Origin of the sequence: Halalkalibacter nanhaiisediminis (genome assembly GCF_007830185.1) — a bacterium.
Classification (GTDB): Bacteria; Bacillota; Bacilli; order Bacillales; family Bacillaceae_D; genus Halalkalibacter; species Halalkalibacter nanhaiisediminis.
Genome location: NZ_VLKZ01000003.1, coordinates 371,591 through 390,870, shown reverse-complemented (window position 1 = coordinate 390,870; position 19,280 = coordinate 371,591). Strand labels below are relative to the sequence as shown.

Annotated in this window: 17 protein-coding genes; 5 read left to right on the top strand and 12 right to left on the bottom strand. The window is 37.7% G+C overall.

Annotated elements, in window-relative coordinates:
• Positions 1–79 precede the first annotated feature (79 nt).
• The 6 genes from IQ10_RS07270 to IQ10_RS07245 all read right to left on the bottom strand — a co-directional run bounded on the left by IQ10_RS07270 (position 80) and on the right by IQ10_RS07245 (position 7,161).
• Entirely contained in the window at positions 80–871 is a 792-nt protein-coding gene (locus IQ10_RS07270) for an enoyl-CoA hydratase/isomerase family protein (RefSeq protein ID WP_144449797.1), read from the bottom strand.
• A gap of 23 nt (positions 872–894) precedes the next feature.
• Positions 895–2,448: a class I adenylate-forming enzyme family protein gene (locus tag IQ10_RS07265; protein ID WP_144449796.1), complete on the bottom strand. Its 1,554-nt coding sequence runs from the start codon at positions 2,446–2,448 to the stop codon at positions 895–897.
• Positions 2,449–2,480: 32 nt separating this feature from the next.
• Positions 2,481–2,936 carry an SRPBCC family protein gene (locus IQ10_RS07260; RefSeq protein WP_144449795.1) on the bottom strand — a complete coding sequence of 152 codons (456 nt, stop codon included), beginning with the start codon at positions 2,934–2,936 and terminating at the stop codon, positions 2,481–2,483.
• 228 nt (positions 2,937–3,164) lie between these two features.
• Positions 3,165–4,640, bottom strand: a complete 1,476-nt coding sequence (locus tag IQ10_RS07255) for an aldehyde dehydrogenase family protein (protein ID WP_144449794.1) — start codon at positions 4,638–4,640, stop codon at positions 3,165–3,167.
• 21 nt (positions 4,641–4,661) lie between these two features.
• The gene (locus IQ10_RS07250; protein WP_144449793.1) at positions 4,662–5,759 is read right to left on the bottom strand and encodes an NAD(P)-dependent alcohol dehydrogenase; all 1,098 of its coding nucleotides are present in this window, start codon (positions 5,757–5,759) and stop codon (positions 4,662–4,664) included.
• 220 nt (positions 5,760–5,979) lie between these two features.
• Positions 5,980–7,161, bottom strand: coding sequence for an MFS transporter (locus IQ10_RS07245; protein WP_144449792.1), 1,182 nt, complete (start codon positions 7,159–7,161; stop codon positions 5,980–5,982).
• A 307-nt stretch (positions 7,162–7,468) separates the two neighbouring features.
• On the opposite strand from IQ10_RS07245, the gene IQ10_RS07240 reads away from it, so the two are divergent.
• From IQ10_RS07240 to IQ10_RS07225, 4 genes are all read left to right on the top strand, one after another.
• Positions 7,469–7,888: an RrF2 family transcriptional regulator gene (locus tag IQ10_RS07240; protein WP_144449888.1), complete on the top strand. Its 420-nt coding sequence runs from the start codon at positions 7,469–7,471 to the stop codon at positions 7,886–7,888.
• 141 nt (positions 7,889–8,029) lie between these two features.
• The gene (locus IQ10_RS07235) at positions 8,030–8,425 is read left to right on the top strand and encodes an IDEAL domain-containing protein (protein WP_144449791.1); all 396 of its coding nucleotides are present in this window, start codon (positions 8,030–8,032) and stop codon (positions 8,423–8,425) included.
• 49 nt (positions 8,426–8,474) lie between these two features.
• Positions 8,475–8,789 carry a thioredoxin gene (gene trxA / locus IQ10_RS07230; RefSeq protein ID WP_144449790.1) on the top strand — a complete coding sequence of 105 codons (315 nt, stop codon included), beginning with the start codon at positions 8,475–8,477 and terminating at the stop codon, positions 8,787–8,789.
• Between the two features lie 45 nt (positions 8,790–8,834).
• Positions 8,835–8,975 carry a BA3454 family stress response protein gene (locus tag IQ10_RS07225; RefSeq protein ID WP_144449789.1) on the top strand — a complete coding sequence of 47 codons (141 nt, stop codon included), beginning with the start codon at positions 8,835–8,837 and terminating at the stop codon, positions 8,973–8,975.
• A 21-nt stretch (positions 8,976–8,996) separates the two neighbouring features.
• On the opposite strand, the gene IQ10_RS07220 is transcribed toward IQ10_RS07225, so the two are convergent.
• From IQ10_RS07220 to IQ10_RS07195, 6 genes are all read right to left on the bottom strand, one after another.
• Positions 8,997–10,325: an FAD-binding oxidoreductase gene (locus IQ10_RS07220; protein ID WP_144449887.1), complete on the bottom strand. Its 1,329-nt coding sequence runs from the start codon at positions 10,323–10,325 to the stop codon at positions 8,997–8,999.
• A 182-nt stretch (positions 10,326–10,507) separates the two neighbouring features.
• Entirely contained in the window at positions 10,508–11,317 is an 810-nt protein-coding gene (gene zupT, locus IQ10_RS07215; protein WP_144449788.1) for a zinc transporter ZupT, read from the bottom strand.
• A 257-nt stretch (positions 11,318–11,574) separates the two neighbouring features.
• A complete protein-coding gene (locus tag IQ10_RS07210; protein WP_144449787.1) occupies positions 11,575–13,086 on the bottom strand; it encodes a tripartite tricarboxylate transporter permease in 1,512 nt (503 codons plus the stop codon).
• Between the two features lie 11 nt (positions 13,087–13,097).
• Positions 13,098–13,544: a tripartite tricarboxylate transporter TctB family protein gene (locus tag IQ10_RS07205; RefSeq protein WP_144449786.1), complete on the bottom strand. Its 447-nt coding sequence runs from the start codon at positions 13,542–13,544 to the stop codon at positions 13,098–13,100.
• Positions 13,545–13,562: 18 nt separating this feature from the next.
• Positions 13,563–14,630: a Bug family tripartite tricarboxylate transporter substrate binding protein gene (locus IQ10_RS07200; RefSeq protein WP_144449785.1), complete on the bottom strand. Its 1,068-nt coding sequence runs from the start codon at positions 14,628–14,630 to the stop codon at positions 13,563–13,565.
• Between the two features lie 286 nt (positions 14,631–14,916).
• Positions 14,917–17,658, bottom strand: a complete 2,742-nt coding sequence (locus IQ10_RS07195) for a dynamin family protein (protein ID WP_144449886.1) — start codon at positions 17,656–17,658, stop codon at positions 14,917–14,919.
• A gap of 285 nt (positions 17,659–17,943) precedes the next feature.
• Between IQ10_RS07195 and IQ10_RS07190 the strand changes: the two genes are divergently transcribed.
• Positions 17,944–19,203 (top strand): glycoside hydrolase family 18 protein, encoded by a 1,260-nt coding sequence (locus IQ10_RS07190; RefSeq protein WP_144449784.1) that lies wholly within the window; start codon positions 17,944–17,946, stop codon positions 19,201–19,203.
• Positions 19,204–19,280 lie beyond the last annotated feature (77 nt).

Sequence of the window (19,280 nt, the reverse complement as noted above, 5' to 3'; positions counted from 1 at the left end):
ATTAGTAAGGAGCAGGTATTTCTAATAAAGATATTATACATACCATGTAAAAATACCTGCTCCATTTACCTAAAATGATTTATTTTCCTGTGAATTTAGGCTTACGTTTTTCGACAAAGGCATCAACACCTTCTTTAAAGTCTTCTGTCGTCCGTAATAAGCCATATGCTTTCCCTTCTACTTGAATCCCAACACTTAATGGACTTTCTTCTGCTGCATTTAGCACTTCTTTTGCGACTTTTTGCGCTATTGGTGAGAATTGGACAAGCTCCTCTACCAATGAATCTACTGATTGCTGTAGCTCACTTTTGGCCACGACTTTCGTAAGTAATCCCCATTGATACGCTTCATCAGCTGGGATTTTTCTAGCTCTCATAATCATATCCTTCGCTCTTGTTAATCCAGCAATTTTAGCAATACGTTGTGTTCCGCCACTTCCAGGAATCATACCAAGGTTCATTTCAGGAAGCCCTAACAATGTGTCTTCAGCCGCAATCCTAAAATCACAGGCCATAGCAAGCTCTAAACCCACACCGAATGTATACCCTTGTAATTGTGCTATCACTGGCTTTGGTGAGCGTTCTGGGGCGGCGACATTTTCAGCTAAATGAGATAATTTTTCTTGATGTGTAGCCATGAATTCAGGAATGCTGCCTCCTGCACTGAATGCTTTGTCCCCTTCTCCTTTTAAAATAATCACTCGTACTTCCTCGTCCTTATTTAACCCATCAAAGATTTCCGTGATCTGATCTCTCGCAAGCATACTAATATAGTTCATTTTTTCTGGACGATCAAAAATAATCGTTGCCGTCTGTTTTTCTACATTTTTTTCTACTCGAATATGATCGTATGTTTGATTGATTACTGACATGATTATCAACTTCCTTCTCTGTGTTATTTGATAACTTCCTTTTCATATACTTCAAATTCCCCATTACGGAGCTTGCGACGAAGAATTTTGCCAACTGCACTTTTTGGAACTTCTTTTATAAATACATATTTGCGAGGACGTTTGAAATTCGTTAATGTAGCATCACTTTTACAAAATTCATCTAATTCCTGAATCGTCAATGTTGGATCTTTCGGTACGATGTAAGCGGTAACAATTTGACCCCAGCGCTCATCCAGCTCGCCAATAATGACAACCTCATCAACCTTTGGATGCAATGAGAGCGTATCTTCTACTTCGATTGGATGAATATTTTCTCCACCTGATATAATCATATCGTCAACTCGTCCTACGACAAACAAGTCCCCATCATCATCCTGTACACCTAAGTCACCAGTAAAATACCAACCATCTCTGATCGCCTTTTGGGTCGCATCAGGACGATTCCAATATCCTTTAAAGGCTTCATTCGAATTTAAATTGACAATTATTTCTCCAACTTCACCTTTTCTCACGATGTCTTTTGGAGTGGAATGCCCATCAGGATCAGGAACAACTAAGTTAACCTGTTCATGAATACCCGCCTTCCCTGCACTTCCTGGTTTATCAGGCACATGTGGGCAAATGGTAAATGTATATATTTCTGTACTTCCGTAGTGATTCACAAACACAGCTGGATTTAGTTTATCAATGCACTTTTGTACTAAATCTGTCGTCATTGGGGCTCCTGCATAACCGATTTTCTTTAATGATGTCAGATCATATTTATCAAAGTTTTTATGACTTAAGATGTCATGATATAGAGTAGGAATTAAATAAAGAGAGCTGATCTTTTCTTTACTTAGTATTTTCAGAGCAGCTTCTGCATCAAAATCTGGTAAAATAGCAAATTTCCCATTTAAAAGAACCATCGAAATTAATGAGCGAATCCCCATCGTATGGTAGAGAGGCATCGTCCCTAACGTACTTTCTCCTAATACATATTGGTTTTGAATGATATGTGCCATCGCTGCTGAATACTCATTTTTATGAGTTCTTGGTACTCCCTTAGGTCTTCCAGTTGTTCCTGATGTATAGAGCATAATTGAAATGTCATTTTCATTAATCTGACATTCTTGATAAGAACCAGGACTTCGATTGATTAGCTCAGAATAATAGATATCTACGCCAATAACACCATCTATGCCAATTAAGATCGGCTTACTGATGAACTCAGCTCCAAGCACAGCATTTTGACTCGCATTTTCATAGATCACGACTTTCGCTTCTGCATCGTTTACACAATACTCAACTTCTTTTGCTGATAGGCGATAATTAATCGGTGTGTAAATGGCACCAAGCTTTTGCAGTGCCCAATAGACAACATAGTTTTCAACTCTATTTTTTAAAATCACAATTACCCTGTCATTTTTCACTACACCAACTCTTTGCAATGAAGCAGCAACCTTTAACACTTTATCGTTTAGTTGGGCATAACTTAATTCCTGATTTTCTTGGACGACTGCAATTCTATTCGGATATCGATTCACAGAAACATCTAATGCCATCCCAAGATTCATTTCCTCACTCCTTTCTATACGTTAGTCATCCATTAACGATGTGCTTCAGATTTATCCAATTCTTTAGCGAATTTCTTGAAAAAATCTTTAATAATTAATTTAGCTACCCCACCAAGCATTCGTTGACCGACCATGGCGACTTTACCACCGACTTCAGCTTCATACGAATAGCTAAGAACGGTCGTCTGCTCATCTTGCTCTGTTAATTCAATGTTTGCCGTAGCCTCTACATTGCCTGGTCCACCCTCACCTTTGACAATCAAGGTGTAACGTTCAGGCTTTTCGACATTCGTAATTTTGATAATGGAAGTATACTGTCCTTTTACAGCTGCAATGCCAACTGAAAGATCAGCGTGGTACGTATTTTCATCAACAAGCTCCAGTTTCTCACAACCCATGATACATCTTTCTAAAACATCTGGATCTAAAAGCACATTCCATGACTTTTCCTTATTAGCATCTAATTTCAAGCTTCCATTTCCATCCACCTGCAAACCCTCCTATCAATAAAATTTACTATAAAGTAAGTTTGAAAATTTTGATTTATCATAATTTAATTTTAGCAATAATCAAGCGCAATAGTTTTAAAATTATATTTAAACATTTCAAAATATTTCTTTCGTTCTCAAACGATTGTGACCCTTGATTATGTAAATGCCCTGGCATGAATAAAAGAAATGGGGCCAGTCAATGTAGGCCCCTTTGTTATTCATCTATTATGAGAATGGATACTGACGTGGATCATTTTGAACTGACATCCACTTAACTGTTGTGAATTCTTCAAGTGCTTCTTCGCCGCAATATCTACCAATTCCAGAGAGTTTTTCACCGCCAAATGGCATGTTAGGTTCAACATTTACCGTTTGGTCATTGACATGAATCATTCCTGTTTCAATTTCATGAGCCACTTTGATACCTCTCTCGAGCGACCCTGAAAAGACTGAACCACTTAAACCAAAATTACTTGCATTCGCAATCCTGATTGCCTCTTCCTCACCATCAATTGGCATAATCGCAGCGACAGGACCAAATAACTCATTTTGAGCTACCGCCATATCATTTGTCACATTTGAGAGAACAAATGGGCTCATCAATTTCCCTTCTACTTTTCCTTCAATTTCAACCGTTGCACCCTCACTTACACTTTGCTCCACAAATTTCACGATTCGGTCAACTTGCTTTTCATTAATCAATGGGCCGATAATATTCCCATCTTCTGCTGGGTTTCCAACCTTAATGGTTGAAGTGACTTCTTTAAACTTCTCAACGAATGCTGGATAGATTTTACGGTCAACCATAATACGATTGGCAGACAGACATATTTGACCTTGGTGGAAGAATTTTCCGAAGGCAGCTGCCGAGACCGCTTGATCGACATCCGCATCATCAAGCACAATCATGACATTATTGCCACCAAGTTCGAGTGCTACTTTTTTCAAATTCTGCCCAGCAACAGCACCAATTCGTTTACCTGCAGCTGTTGACCCCGTAAATGAAATCACGCGCGGAATAGGGTGATCAACCATCGAATCACCAATCTCACTTACGTCAGCAACAATGACATTGATCAATCCTTGTGGTAAACCAGCATCTTCAAAAATTTTAGCAATCATCAATCCACCTGTTATTGGTGTTTGAGAGTCTGCCTTTAACACAATACTATTACCAGTTGCAATCGCAGGTGCGACAACACGAATCGTTAAATAAAACGGCCAGTTCCAAGGAGTAATCGCTCCAATCACGCCAATTGGATTGCGATATACTCTATTTTCCTTTCCAGGGATAAGCGAAGAGTGAATCGTGCCCTCCATTTTAAATGGATATTTCGCAGCTTCTTTCGTGTCTCCAATGGAAGCGTCTACCTCAACATTTGCTTTTACGATTGAGCTTCCACTTTCCTCGACTAACATCGTCACAATTTCTTGGCGTCGTTCTTCGATAAGCTCAGCCACCTTCTCTAACAGCGAAGCTTTTTCATAAGCTGACACTTTCGCCCATTTTGCTTGAGCTTCTTTCGCCTTGTTATATGCTTCATCAATATCCGACTTATTTGCTAATTTGATTTCAGCGAGAACTTCCTCATTGTATGGATTTTTTACCGTTTCATATTGTGTACTTGAACCTTCTTTCCAAACACCGCCGATAGGAAGCTTACTCCACTGAGGATATTTAACTGTTGATACTTTAGCCATACTCCCACTCCCTTTCAATTACTAACTAATTTTAAGAATTGGTTTAATCGTGACACCTGACTCTGAATCATCTGCCGCTTGATTAATTTGATCAAGAGTATAATATTTTACTAGCTTATCAAAAGGAAATTTCCCTTCTTTGTACAACCCAATTAGTTGTGGGATGAAAATTTGTGGAATACTAGAACCTAACAATAACCCCGTCACTTTCTTTTCAAATAAAATGGTATTTACATCAAGACTCACTTCCGTCCCTAATGCAGGCGCACCAATAATGACTGTTGTACCAAGCGTGGCAAGACTATCAACGGCTTGACGTAAAACCTCTGGTCGACTGGTCGTTTCGATTGTGTAATCGGCCCCACCTCCTGTAATTGTTTGAATTTCCTCAACAACATTGACATTCTTAGGGTTAATCGTATGAGTAGCCCCTAATTCTTTCGCAAACTCAAGTCTACTTTCTTGAACATCCACTGCAATAATCGTCCCACAACTAGCGACTTTTGCTGCCATAATCGCGCTTAACCCAACTGATCCCGAACCAAATATGACAATACTTGATCCAATTTCTGGCTTAAGCTTATTCAAAACGGCTCCACTACCTGTTTGAATCCCGCATCCAAGAGGCCCTAATAATTCGAGCGGTACATCTTTAGGCACATTAACGACATTTCGTTCAGAAACAACAGCATATTCTGAAAAACTTGCTTGCCCAAAGAAATTGGAAACATCAGTCCCATCTTCCTTATGAATTCTGCATGATCCATCCTGCATCGTTCCTGTAAAGTTCAACTCATAAAAAGTTTGACAAGCATACGGTCTGCCTGTCATGCAGCTCTTACAAGTTCCACAAGATGCAAAGGAAAGGACAACATGGTCACCTGGTACGACACTCGTTACACCATCCCCAATTTTTTCAACAACACCTGATCCCTCATGCCCAAGAACGGCTGGGAGTGGAACAGGATAATATTGATCACGTACGATCAAATCAGTGTGACAAATCCCTACTCCTACGATACGAACAAGAACTTCCCCAGCCTTTGGTTCATCCACTTTCAATGATTCAATTTTAAACGGATCACCTTTTCCATTCGTAACAGCAGCCTTTGTTAACATTTAATCCCCCCTAAATGATAACGCTTTCAAATTAGTGAATCTTGTTGACTTACTATTTATAATAAACTGATTATTCAATGCGAGTTTTAAAATCTTATTTTTGTTATTTTGTTTTTTTATGTATGATAAAAACACCACCTCGTTCGTTAATTGAACAAAGGTGGTGCGCTGTATTAATATATAAAAACACTATTAAACAGGACTATCTTCCAATTTAAAATCAACCTTCCCTAACAGCAGCACGTTTCCTCTGCCAACTTACCGAAGCAATCGTCGTAATAGCTAATACAACCATTCCTAGAATAAATGGATACGTAATATCAACATCATACAAAACGCCAGCAAGCAAAGGCCCAAGTATATTACCAATACTCATGTATGCATTGTTCATTCCCATCGCAAATCCTTGCTCATTGCCAGCCAATTTAGAAACCATCGTTGTAAGGACTGGTCTCAAAATTGATGTTGCCAGGAAGATGATCAGTGTGACGATGAAAAACAAAATGTAGCTGGAAGCGAAAAATGTTAGTAAAAATCCAACCGTTGCAACTCCTAGAAAGATGCTAAGAACAGTACCTTCTCCGTAACGAGCTACAATTCGATCAACGATAAATAGCTGCGCAATCACACTAATGATCCCTGTTGCCGTAATCATGACTGCAATTTCCTGTGGTGTTGCGCCAAATTGATTATCGACAAAAAGACCGAGCACGGATTCATACGCCATTAAACCAAAACTCATAATAAGCGTGATCACGAGTGGAATAAAGTAAGGTTTTTTAACCGATTCAACAATCATTTTTGCCATTGGATCTGGTTTTGAATCAGGCATTAAGTTTCCAGCTTCTCCACTTTCCTTTAGGACAATGACCGAAAAGAACACCGCTACGAGCGATACTAATGCCGAGACAAGAAGGGGAGCTTTTAATCCAAAGTCAGCCAAAAATCCACCAATACCAGGACCAATTACAATTCCAAGAGACAAGGCTGCTGAAATTAGACTATTCCCTCTTGCACGCTGCTCCTCAGACGTAATGTCCGCAACATATGCAAAAATAGCAGGAATCAGAAGCGCCGCACCAATTCCACCAATAATACGTGAAAAATACAAAACCCAAACCGAACCTGAAAAGTAAAAGACAAACGCAGATAACGTTAATCCAGCAAGTCCTGCAATTATCATCTTCCGTCGTCCGTACTGATCAGCCCACTTGCCAGCAACTGGAGACATCAGAAACTGAGCACCTGCGAAAATCGCAATCATTAGACCTGCTGCTGTCCCTCCTTCTCCAATTGACTCAAGATATGCAGGTAGAATGGGTATAATAATTCCAAAGCTACCGATCGCGATAAACATATTAATCATTAAGATGATCATTTTCTTTCGTTGTTCTGGTGACACCGTGCATTCCTTCTTTCTTCACGTACTATTTCATTTTCAAAAAGTTAACATGGGAACAAATTGCCACTTAAGTATCCTATATAGTTTTAAACGTTATGTCAATAAAATGTTTTATCAAAAGTTGAGACATATATAAGTTTCAATTCAGTTCAATCAGGTAATAGAATAATATAGAAGGAATGAATGTATTCTAGAGCTCTAAATTAAACAAATCAGCAAAATTATCGCCCAAGCATTCCCTTTGACTTTTCTAACTGTATATTTTATGATTACAGTAATCCAAGCAAAGGGAAAGGAAATGGATCAAGTGACTAGTGATTTTACTATAGCCGTACACAGCTTAGTCTTCTTAGCTTATTTACCTGATCGGATGGCTAGCAGTGAAGAAATTGCACATAATGTTTGCACTAATCCTGCAAGAATCCGTAAGATCATGAGCTGCTTGCGTAAAAGTGGTTTAGTTTCAACAAAAGAAGGGATTGGAGGCGGATATATTCTTAGCGCTAACCCAGATGAAGTGACACTAGCTCAAATTTATCGCCCTGTCTCACAAGGAAAGCTTAAACCAAACTGGTGTACAGGCGATCCAGAGCGAGAGTGTCAAATATCTTCTAATACTCAGGTTGTCATGGATGAGATTTTTGATGATGCTGAAATCCATCTTGAAAACTATTTAAATCAAATGACCATTAGCTCAGTCTTAGAGAAAATTAAACAATGTCGTTGATATTGATTTAATTTTTCTTTATATCGCTACTGTAACTTTTTTGTTTACAGTAAGGACAATGCAAGATATACTAAACAATAAATTTTTTTCGTTAAACTGTAACTTTATAAATAACACTTTGAAAGTGATGGTGAATATAGCATGTTTTCAAATCAAAAAGAGATTTTTGCGGTTGGTGATTGGATTAAGGCAGAATCGAATCAAGGTGAATTAATTCATGGTTACATCGAAACCTTAAATCCATTTCAAGAAAAAGTGGAAGTACAGGTCGTCGTTAGTGATAATAACGAAACAATCGGTAAGAAAGTAAAACTGTACCGTGAACAGATTAAGAAGTTACCAACTTCCACCCCTAATAATAAAGAACAAATACGGAGTTTAATTGACGTAGCATTAGCTGCTAAAGATAAAGAGTGGTTCATGGAGTTAACGAAGCAATTAAACGAAATTCAACAAGATTCTAAGCAAAACAATACAGAAACTCCAGCTGACTCAGAATTCAGCAATCAATTAGGGCAAACAAAAGAGAATGACTAATCATTACCTAATAGGAATGTATGAACAATAACATTTAGGAGGAATAAAAATGGCTATTTTACATGTAACAGATAATACGTTTAAAGGTGAATCAAGTGAAGGATTAGTATTAGCAGATTTTTGGGCACCGTGGTGCGGACCTTGTAAAATGATTGCACCAGTGCTTGAGGAGCTAGATAGTGAGATGGGAGATCAAGTGAAAATTATTAAGCTTGATGTCGATGATAATCCTGAAACGTCAAGATCATTTCAGATTATGAGTATCCCTACTCTTCTTCTTTTTAAAGAGGGAAAAGTAGTGGATCAAGTTGTTGGCTTCCAACCAAAAGAAGCTTTAGCAAAATTAATTTCAAAACACACGTAATATCAAGGTTCATTTGTGAACCTATGTTAGACAGGAGAAAAGAATATGGTACAAGTAAATGTGAAAGTAAACTTTCAAGATAAATGTTATCAAACAAACGTTATTTTAGACACTTATACAACGGAAGAGGAAATCATACGTTTGGCTGAAGAACAAGTTAAAAAGACCATAACAAGGAAGCATTAATCGCTTCCTTGTTTTTTATCTTTATTGATCTTTTTTCATAAAAATTTTCCCTGGGTTTAATATATGATGAGGATCAAGTGTTTGTTTTATCGATTGCATAACCGTATAAGCAGCCCCATGCTCTAAAGGCTGATACATAGCTTTACCAACCCCTACTCCATGCTCTCCTGTACACGTTCCTCCACGTGCTAGGGCGTAATTGACAATATGCTCATTGACTCTTTTCGCCTTCTCGACTTCCTCTTTATTTTTCATATCGATCATTAGAAGCGCATGATAATTTCCATCACCAACATGCCCGACAATTGCACCATCCATTTTCTCGGTTTCAATCGCTTTTCGTGCATCAATAATAGCGCCAGCAAGCTCTGTCAAGGGAACGCTCACATCTGTTACCATCAGTTTTTTACCTGCGAAGCCATGAATAAACGCGTAAGCTAAGTTATGACGCACCTCCCACAACTCGGCACGCGCTTTATTATCTAACTCAAATTGAATATCATTACAGCCGAAATCACTGACTATTTCCTTCGTAAACTCGACGTCTTGAGCTAATCCTGCCTCATTGCCGTGAAACTCTAAGAATAAGGTTGGTTTTTCAACATAGTTTAACTGATTGTATGTATTCACCTGTTGAATAGACCGATCATCTACTAATTCAATTCTGGCAATAGAAATACCTGATGATAAAATTCCCGTCACTGCATCAACTGCAGCCTGTATATCAGGGAATGTCGCTCTCGCTGCCATAATCGATTCTGGAATACCATATACTTTTAAGGTCAACTCTGTAATGACCCCAAGCGTACCTTCTGAACCAACGATTAATCCATTTAAGTGATAACCTGAAGATGATTTAGCGGACAAGCCACCAGTATGAATCACCTCCCCACTTGCAAGGACAACCTCTAAATCACGCACTTGATCTCTCATAATTCCGTATTTGACAGAGGTTGTTCCACTGGCATTCGTCGCCGCCATCCCGCCAAGTGTAGCATCAGCTCCAGGATCGACCGAGAAAAACAGACCATACTTCTTTAATTCTTTATTTAACTGTGTTCGTGTAATCCCTGGTTCCACTTTTACTAAAAAATCACGTTCTCTAATCTCAAGCACTCGGTTCATTAGTGACATATCAAGTGAAATCCCACCATGATACGGAATGATATGGCCTTCTAAACTAGTCCCTAATCCAAACGGAACAACAGGAATCTGATGTTCATTTGCAAAAGCAACGACTTTACTCACCTCAGCTGTCGTTTTCGGAAATACAACAACATCTGGCAAACTTGGTTCGTGATAGCTTTCATCTCGACTATGTTGCTCTCGCATCGTTTGATTTGTCGTCATTTGTTCTTCAGGAAGTAGTTTTTTTAATTCACTTATGTAAGTCACTACCGTCTTCCCCTTTCGATTTTAAGTAAACTCACAAAGTATATTATCAATATAGTAATTCTTTTTAGATAATTTAGTCAATAATAGAAGTTAAGCAAAAAGCCCTCATCACTGACAACATTGATAAGGGCATTTTTCTATATAAACAACAATAAACTAATCGCCATAACAGCCATTCCACCAATCAACCCGTAAATTGACGTATGGGCTTCATCGTACTTTTTCGCAGCAGGTAATAATTCATCTAGTGAAATAAAAATCATAATCCCCGCCACAGCTGCGAAAATAATCCCGAACATTGTATCATTTAAATATGGCATTAAAAAAAGATACGCCACAATTGCACCGACAGGCTCAGATAAGCCAGACAAAAAAGAAAGCTTAAAGGCTTTTTTCTTATCCCCTGTTGCGAAATAGACTGGAACAGAAACCGCAATTCCTTCAGGGATATTATGAATCGCGATAGCAATCGCAATTGCAATGCCAAGTGATGGGTCCTGCAATGCTGAGGTAAAAGTAGCAATTCCTTCTGGAAAATTGTGAATCGCAATTGCCAGCGCTGTAAAGGTTCCCATTTTCAACAGCTGACGATCCTTTACTTCTTTATTTGGTTTATTCATATCCTCAACTGTCTTCACTTCATGCGGATTTCCTTGCTTCGGAATAAACCTGTCAATCAAAGCAATTAAAATCATTCCTCCAAAAAATCCAGCCACCGTCATCCAATTTCCTAATTCATTTCCGAGTGAAGCGACTAACGCATCCTGTGCCTTTACAAAAATCTCAATCATCGACACATAAATCATCACACCAGCAGAAAAACCTAGCGAGAATGATAAAAATTTCGTGTTTGTCGTCGATGTAAAAAAAGCCAGCAAGCTTCCAATACCAGTAGCAAGCCCTGCCATTAATGTTAATCCAAACGCCAATAACAGATTCTCTGTCATCTTTCTTCTCCGTCCTTTTAATAACCCAATATAATTAGAATGTTGCTTTAAACCTAGACTGTTCTTTACATATTGGACTATTAGGCCAAAATATATGTAATAAATATATATGTTCACTGGAGTTATTTGTTCACTTAATCAAACAATTTTTTAATCTAGGAAATGATTTATGAGATTAAATTTATTTTAAAATAGAGGGAATGTCAATTGAAATAGACTTAAAAACCACTCAAAAGAGTGGTTTTTAACATACCTCATCATTCACTTTTTCTTCCAAACACCTTCGCCTTTAAACTCTTATACCATATAGTCTGTGAAAATAATACAAACACAAATGTTAACAACAAAATCGTGCTAATCGGACTTGAAAAAAAGCTCATTCCGAAGGCAACTAAGTCACCATTTTCAGACATGACCGCTCTCCTAAACGAAACATCGATCATAGGGCCAAGAATAATTCCAAGCACTAGTGGTCCGACTGGGAATCCGTATTGCTTCATAAAATAGCCAAGCACTCCAAAGCCTAGCATCCAGTATACATCTGTAATACTGTTATTTATAGCATAAGCTCCAATAATTGTAATCAATGCAACAATTGGCAAAAGAATTTTTTTAGAAATTAAAAAGATTCTAGCAAAGTATGAGACAGCAAGTAATCCAAATAGTAACAAAAAGATATTAGCGAGTAATGCTGAACCAGCAATGATGTAAAATAAATCAGGTGATTCTGTCATTAACATAGGTCCTGGTCTTAAACCATGGATAAAAAGCCCTCCAATAATAACAGCTGTGACTGCATCTCCTGGTATTCCAAGGGTGAGCATTGGAATTAATGCGCCCCCAACAGCTGCATTATTAGCTGCTTCTGGTGCCATAACCCCTTCATATGCACCTTTCCCAAATTCTTTCTTAGGTTTCTTGACCGTTCGTTTCGCATGATCATAGGCAAGTAATGCGGCAATTTCACCACCTACGCCAGGAAGAGCACCTGTTAAAACGCCGAGGACAGACACACGAATGGATAATGGTAATAAATTAAATAAAATCCGAAATGGAGGGATGATTTTTCCAATTACTTTTGTTGTTTCCCCTTTATCATGCAATGTTTTTAATTGATGAAGGACTTCTGAAAATCCAAACAACCCAAGTAATGCTGTAATAAAGTTAATCCCACTCATTAAGGCTAATGAATCAAATGTAAATCTCCCAGCCCCGTTCATTGGATCCATTCCTACTAAACCGACGATCACTCCAAATCCAGCCGCAAATATTGCTTTTGACAAAGAACCTTCACTTAAGCTTCCAACTAAAAATAAACCAATGACTGCCAGTAAAAAATAATCACGAGGTGAAAAAGATATCGCAATATCTGACACTAATGGTGCAGCTATGATTAAGAAAATAAGACCAATAAGACCACCAATAAATGAAAAAATGGTCGTGATTCCAATCGCATAACCTGCTTTTCCTTGTTGTGTAAGTGGATAGCCATCAAACGTTGTCGCAAGAGCTGCTGGACCACCTGGAATATTTAATAAAATCGCCGAACGCGATCCACCATATACTCCTCCAACAAACACACCCATCATCAGTGCAAGGGCAGGAAATAAATCCCATGAAAAAGTAAGAGATACTAATAGCACCACAGCCATGGTGACAGATAAGCCTGGAATCGCTCCAATGATAATTCCTGCAATTGTACCGACCGCTATAATAAAAATAAGATAGGGATCAGTAAAAGGTATGAATAAGTTTTGTAAATTTTCCATTCTCTTTCTCCCTACGGAAATACAATTTGAAACACAGATTCAAAAACAAAATAAATGACAGCAACTGTTCCTACGGAAATGAAAAGGTTCCGCTTTATCGACATTCCTTTTAATATAAAAAATAAAATAAATAAAAAAAGGAAGGCAGCTAACGTAAATGGTAAGAAAGATAAGCTAATGACAAAGAGTAAGGTAATGAGAAAAAAGAGTCCAACTGTATAAAGATGACTTGAATCGTTTTTCTTCTTTTCTATAATGCCAGATTCTATTGAACGCTTTCGTCTTACTAATACATTAACACCGCACCCTATCATAATGACTGATACCAGACCGGGAATAAAGCTTCCCGAGGCTGGATCAGTAAATTCTTGTCGCTCCATTGTGATTGATAGATACAAGATGAATAGCCCGATAACGAGCATGAGTGTACCCATAAAAGCATCTCTTTTAGGATTCATTCTTATGATCTCCCTTAATTATTCTACTCGAGGAATACCAAGTTCTTCAGGTGAAACCTCAGTTACGCCAGCATCATGTAACACCCATGCTGTTGTGGATTGCCATTGATTTAGAAACTCTTGTGCTTCTGCACCATAAACACCCATTGGAATCGCACCTAACTGATGTAATAAACTTTGGAAATTTTCGTCCTCTTGTGCAAGTTGAAATGCATCTACTAATTGTTGTTTAATTTGATCTGGAGTTTCTTGCTTCACCCATACACCATAAAACGGACCCCAAGGCAAATATTTTTCGTACTCTGGATAAATTTCTACTAATGCAGGAGCATCTGGTAACTCTTCAATCGGAGTATCATTTACAACAGCTAACACCTTAACTTTCCCTGCATTTTCATACTCAACTGCAGCGGAATGGCCTGCAATCGTTACATCGACATGGTTTCCAATTAAAGCCGTTAATCCAGGACCTTCTCCATCAAAAGGAATCATATTAAATTGTAAACCTTCTTTTTCTGCTGCTAGCATCGAGCTAACGACATGGACAATTCCACCCTCACCTGTTGATCCCATTTTCACTTGACCTGGATTAGCCTGTGCATCCTCAATTAGCTCTTCAAGCGTATTATATTTCGAATCAGCTGGAACGACGATTACTCCAACGCCTCTTCCAAAAATACTAACAGGATAAAATTCTTTAAAATCTCTTTCAGAAAGACCTAAAACACCATATAAAGCAGGATTCTCTGCTCCAAATAGTAAGTGATAACCATCAGCGTCCTGATCATACACATATTGAGTCGCAATAGCACCAGTTGCACCTGCTCTATTTGTCATCACAAGACTTGTCCCTAAATGTTCTTCAACGATAGGGGCTACACCACGGGCAACGTTATCTGTTGCACCTCCAGAACCCCACATAATGACACCGTTTATATTTTTCGTTGGGTATTCAATTTGTGCTTCACCGTCTGTACCTTCACTATCTGTTTCATTGTTAGTCGATTGGCCACAACCTACTAGTAACAGACTTAATAAAAACAAACATACTAAAACACTCATTTTTCTTTCCATTACAATCTTCACTGTTCTTCCCCCTACTTAATGTAATCTAAAATAAGCACGGTTGATTAAAAATATATCTAATCAATCGGCTTTCATTCCTTAACGCGTAATCTTACTAAAAGGAATTGATAGATAATTATAACAAAAACCCTTAAAAACTGTCATGATGATCTTTAAAAATATCAAAACTTTTCTAAAATAATAAAAAAATAATCATCAGAGTGGCGGTCGTGAATTCAAAAACCCACATCATCACAGAAAAAGAAGGTGTATGGAAACAACACCTTCTTTCATATAGCTTCTATCCTTATAAGATAACTCGAGGTTTACTTTTTACATCTATCATCAATTCACACTGTCGCAATCTTACTTCAAATAGCTTTAACGGATCGAAATAGATTTCAGGATTGATTTTAAGTAATTCTAATGCATCATTATTTGATCGGATTTCCACATGAGCATGATCAATTGCCTTCTTCAATACATTGAACGGATTTTTGAAGAACATTTGAATATCTCTTTCTAAGCCTTTTTCAAACATTTCAATTGGCATCATGACTTGCTTTGTAATAGCCTCTGCCACATAGTCATAGTCCTCGTTTTCAATATGTTTTTTATACATTTTGTAGAGAGGAATCTTATTTGTTTGAAACGCACCAAGCAGCTTCCCTGAGCTATTTAAAAGGAATTGAGATGGCGTGATTTTCAGTGCGACATGAACGTTTTCCATCATCATTCCACTCGTCATTCTATCTGTATCACGAGACCAATCATCTAAAATTCTGAAGTCGCCAGCTAACTTAAAACGCTCTTCACCGTAAAATTGATTAAAGCCGTCACTCTTTTCCTTCAAATAAGATTGACTTTGAATGAATTCTACATTTGAGACCTCTAACCATTCTTGAATAGCACTTGAGAATTTTGGGACAAGCGTTTGCTTAATGTAATGGTCTATTCTCTTATTCATTTCTTTATTTAATTCCTCTTGAATATTTCGCAAATCACTGTCTTCTTTGATGAAATCAGTACAATCACGAAGTAACTGTGGAATCGTTTTTAATAGGTCATCATTGATGTCTTCTTTTATCAATTCATACGACTTTTTAATCACATCTATTTTTTCGTTTTCTAGATCACTTAATTGATTGACGGCGCCATTCAATTTCACAACGGCTTCTTCATTCCAATTAACAGCGTCAACATGCGTTTGTTCGATTTCTACTCGTTTTTCTAAGAGTAGTGATAGCGTTTTACGAATAAAATATAGTAGTTGCTTATTTCGTTCTTCGCTATTTCTGTCTCCAAAGATTGTATTCATAAACGCAACGATTTCATTTCGATAATTGTGACTAAAATGAGATGAATAAACAATCACTTGAGCACTTGGATAATAATAGTTAATTTTCGACCTAGCTTCTTCTAAAACTCGATGTACTTCTTGTTCATTATAAATCGCATCTGCTTTATTTAAGATAAAATGAATCGGTAGGTTTGGCGCATGTTCTTCTATTTGTGAAAGAATATCTCGCTCTTCACTTGTAAATGGATTTTGAGCATCCAATATAAATACGAGCCTATCCGCTGCATGTAAATATGTAAACCATTCATTTCTTTCATTCTTATTTCCTGTATAGCTAGGTGCATTCATCACTGTCAGTGCTTGCTCATTTAAATATTCACTTGGCAAAGTGAAATCAATGATCTGACTTTGATCGTCCGTAGCAGTGATCTCATCAAAATCAGACAGGGTTATATCAGATATTAGTTTTTGATTTGAAATGTTCTTAATCTTCGTCTCTTCTCCACTCTTAAATCGAACCAACGTCGAAGTAGACGCTTCTAAAATCTTTTCTCCAACCAGCGAGTTTATAAATGAGGCCTTACCACTACCCGAAACACCTGCTACAAGCAAATGATTCATATTGTAATCAAGCAGCTGTTGGACAATCCATTTTAATATGTATCCCAGTTCTACTTGTTGATTGTCAGCCCAGAGTAAAATCGCTTCAAATAACTGAAGACTTGCCTCTACGTTATCTATACTTTTATCAGAATGATGAAATAAGCCAGAAGCTTCCTCCACTACTACAGAGCTAATACTTGAAGGGAAAATCTCACTCCATGATAGGACGGCCGTAGACGTGATTAATGCTTGGTTAGGAGTCGCTATTTTCACCCAATTTGTTAAAAGATTAGGTATAACATTTTCTATCTCTCTAATATAATAACGACCATTAATCAATTCAAAATAGGTGTCTTGATAAAGCCCCGACAATTCCTGCCATGACTCGGATTTCTGCACCTCTACATTTAAGAACAAGTGATTAAACTCAATAATCCAAGTGAAGAAAAATTCTGCGTTTTGGTAACTTTTCCAAAACGCAGCGGCTAGCTGTTCAAAACGAGCTTGATCAATGTTTGCTAACACCCTTAATGCTTTTGTAAAGTAAGCAGGTGCAGTTGTTTTGGTTAATCCTTGATCAACATACGTTTTAAGAATGTCAAACCATTCAGCTGTTTCCTTGCGAATCGCTTCATTGACGGCAAGCTCGATTGCACTACTAAAGTCTCGATATTTTTCAAAGAAGGAGCGGGCCATATTTGTCACGTTTGGATAATCAGGATTTAAATCAACAACTCCTTTAATTACCTTGGCTGCCTCATCAAGCATCCCTTGTTCCAAATATAGTGAAAATAATTGCAGAGCCACTTCCGTTTTTAAAATGAGGTTCTCTGAATCTATCGATAAATACATATCTTCAGCAGACGTCAACTTACGTAACTCATAATAAGCATCCGCGATGTTTTTCTTGGCCCACTGTCCTAAATCATTTTTGATTTGCTCCCATTTATAAATTGCTGACTCAAAGTCCTTGTAATGATAGTAGACTTCCCCTTGGGCAAAACGAATTATAGAAAGGTCTGCTGATTCATCCTGTTGTTCATTCAAGAATGCTATCGCCAGTACTTCGATCGGATGCTTATTTTCATTTTCTAGCATAAATGATTCGTAATATGTCTTATTTATTAGTGTCTTTTCAAGTGTCATAGTCATTTCCTTCCTCTCATGTGAAAAGGTGAAAGAGAATCTCTTTTCTTTTCCCTTTATTCATCACGATTAAAACCTTTCAGTCTATATCATGATATTGTAACAAATTTTTGATTGCTAAAAGTTTCATTTTTATTTCATTTTCGCTACAAAACGGAATTCACATTGATTTACATTACTTATGTAAGCTCCCCTTTTCGTATGCCTATAACTCCAGAAATTCATACTTCTGTCATTACATAGGGATGTCTTTCATACGATTAAAATAAAAAGGGAAATCATAGTATGTTCATCTATACTGTTAAACAAGGAGATTCACTATTTTCAATTAGTTTAAAGTATAATGTTTTGCTTGATACGATTCGATTAACAAACGGATTAGTACAAACAAATATCGTCCCAGGGCAATCTCTCTTGATTCCTCTTTATACATACATCGTCCAACCTGGTGATAGCTTTTGGATGATTGCAAGAATGGCCTGTGTCTCAGTAGATCAATTACAAACAGCAAATCCCTCTATTAACCCCCATTTTCTACAGCTAGGTATGGTTCTGATCATCCCAGATATCTCGAACCATCTCGCTAGTACGTTAGGATACTATATCATACGGTCACCAGAGTTAGATCAGGCATTAATCAATGATTTTGCTCCGTATGCAACCTACTTTTCTTTTTTTGATTACCATTTTGACTATAACGGTGATTTAAATGAGTTAAACGATTTACGAGCAATTGAAGCAGCATGGAATCGTCGTGTGATCCCTCTTGCTACGATTACAAATCTAACAGAGGAAGGATTCAGCCCTGATCTCGTCCGACAGATGTTAAATAATCCAGCAATCAGACAAAGGCTTATTGAAAATATTGTTACATTGGTGTCAACAAAAGGATACGGAGGAATAAACATCGACATAGAAGAAGTTGCGGCAGAAGATCGTGATTTATTTTCAGGATTTTTACAACAATTGAGTGATCGTCTAAGACCAGCAGGCTTTTTGTTAACCATTGCTGTCCCTCCTAAAGAATCCGATGACATTCCTTGGTTTGAAGGCTATGATTACGGGGCAATTGGTTCAGTAGTTGATTTTACGTTCATTATGGCATACAACTGGCATTACGCAGGGAGTGGCCCAGGCCCTATTGCTTCTATTATGAGAGTCAGAAATACCATTGAATATGCAATAAGTAAAATGCCAAGTCAGAAAATCATCCTAGGTGTTCCCCTTTTCGGCTTTGACTGGACGCTTCCTTTCCAAACAGGTAGCCGTGCCAGAGCTCTATCTAATCAAAATGCTGTTCATCTTGCCATGCAATATCAAGTACCGATTCAGTATTCAGAAATAGATGAATCACCCTTTTTCGAATATGTCGATGAAAAAGGAAGGTTGCACGCTGTATGGTTTGAAGATTCACGTAGCATGTGTAAAAAAATGCAATTGATACACGAATTTCGTCTCGAAGGTATTGGGGCTTGGCATCTATCACTCGGATTTCCTCAAGGTGTATGGCTGTTAACGAAATTTTTCACTATTGAAAAAGCCTAACTATATGTGGATTTCAAATAGGAATTTGTTACCTACTTCATCCTGTTCTTTTCGATTTAAGTCTTCTAGCTGTATTT

Excerpts from the sequence above, each read along its gene's own strand:
- IQ10_RS07270 (WP_144449797.1), bottom strand. The coding sequence starts at position 871 with ATGTCAGTAATCAATCAAACATACGATCATATTCGAGTAGAAAAAAAT.
- IQ10_RS07265 (WP_144449796.1), bottom strand. The coding sequence starts at position 2,448 with ATGAATCTTGGGATGGCATTAGATGTTTCTGTGAATCGATATCCGAAT.
- IQ10_RS07255 (WP_144449794.1), bottom strand. The coding sequence starts at position 4,640 with ATGGCTAAAGTATCAACAGTTAAATATCCTCAGTGGAGTAAGCTTCCT.
- IQ10_RS07250 (WP_144449793.1), bottom strand. The coding sequence starts at position 5,759 with ATGTTAACAAAGGCTGCTGTTACGAATGGAAAAGGTGATCCGTTTAAA.
- IQ10_RS07235 (WP_144449791.1), top strand. The coding sequence starts at position 8,030 with ATGTTTTCAAATCAAAAAGAGATTTTTGCGGTTGGTGATTGGATTAAG.
- trxA (WP_144449790.1), top strand. The coding sequence starts at position 8,475 with ATGGCTATTTTACATGTAACAGATAATACGTTTAAAGGTGAATCAAGT.
- IQ10_RS07225 (WP_144449789.1), top strand. The coding sequence starts at position 8,835 with ATGGTACAAGTAAATGTGAAAGTAAACTTTCAAGATAAATGTTATCAA.
- IQ10_RS07220 (WP_144449887.1), bottom strand. The coding sequence starts at position 10,325 with ATGACGACAAATCAAACGATGCGAGAGCAACATAGTCGAGATGAAAGC.
- zupT (WP_144449788.1), bottom strand. The coding sequence starts at position 11,317 with ATGACAGAGAATCTGTTATTGGCGTTTGGATTAACATTAATGGCAGGG.
- IQ10_RS07210 (WP_144449787.1), bottom strand. The coding sequence starts at position 13,086 with ATGGAAAATTTACAAAACTTATTCATACCTTTTACTGATCCCTATCTT.
- IQ10_RS07205 (WP_144449786.1), bottom strand. The coding sequence starts at position 13,544 with ATGAATCCTAAAAGAGATGCTTTTATGGGTACACTCATGCTCGTTATC.
- IQ10_RS07195 (WP_144449886.1), bottom strand. The coding sequence starts at position 17,658 with ATGACACTTGAAAAGACACTAATAAATAAGACATATTACGAATCATTT.
- IQ10_RS07190 (WP_144449784.1), top strand. The coding sequence starts at position 17,944 with ATGTTCATCTATACTGTTAAACAAGGAGATTCACTATTTTCAATTAGT.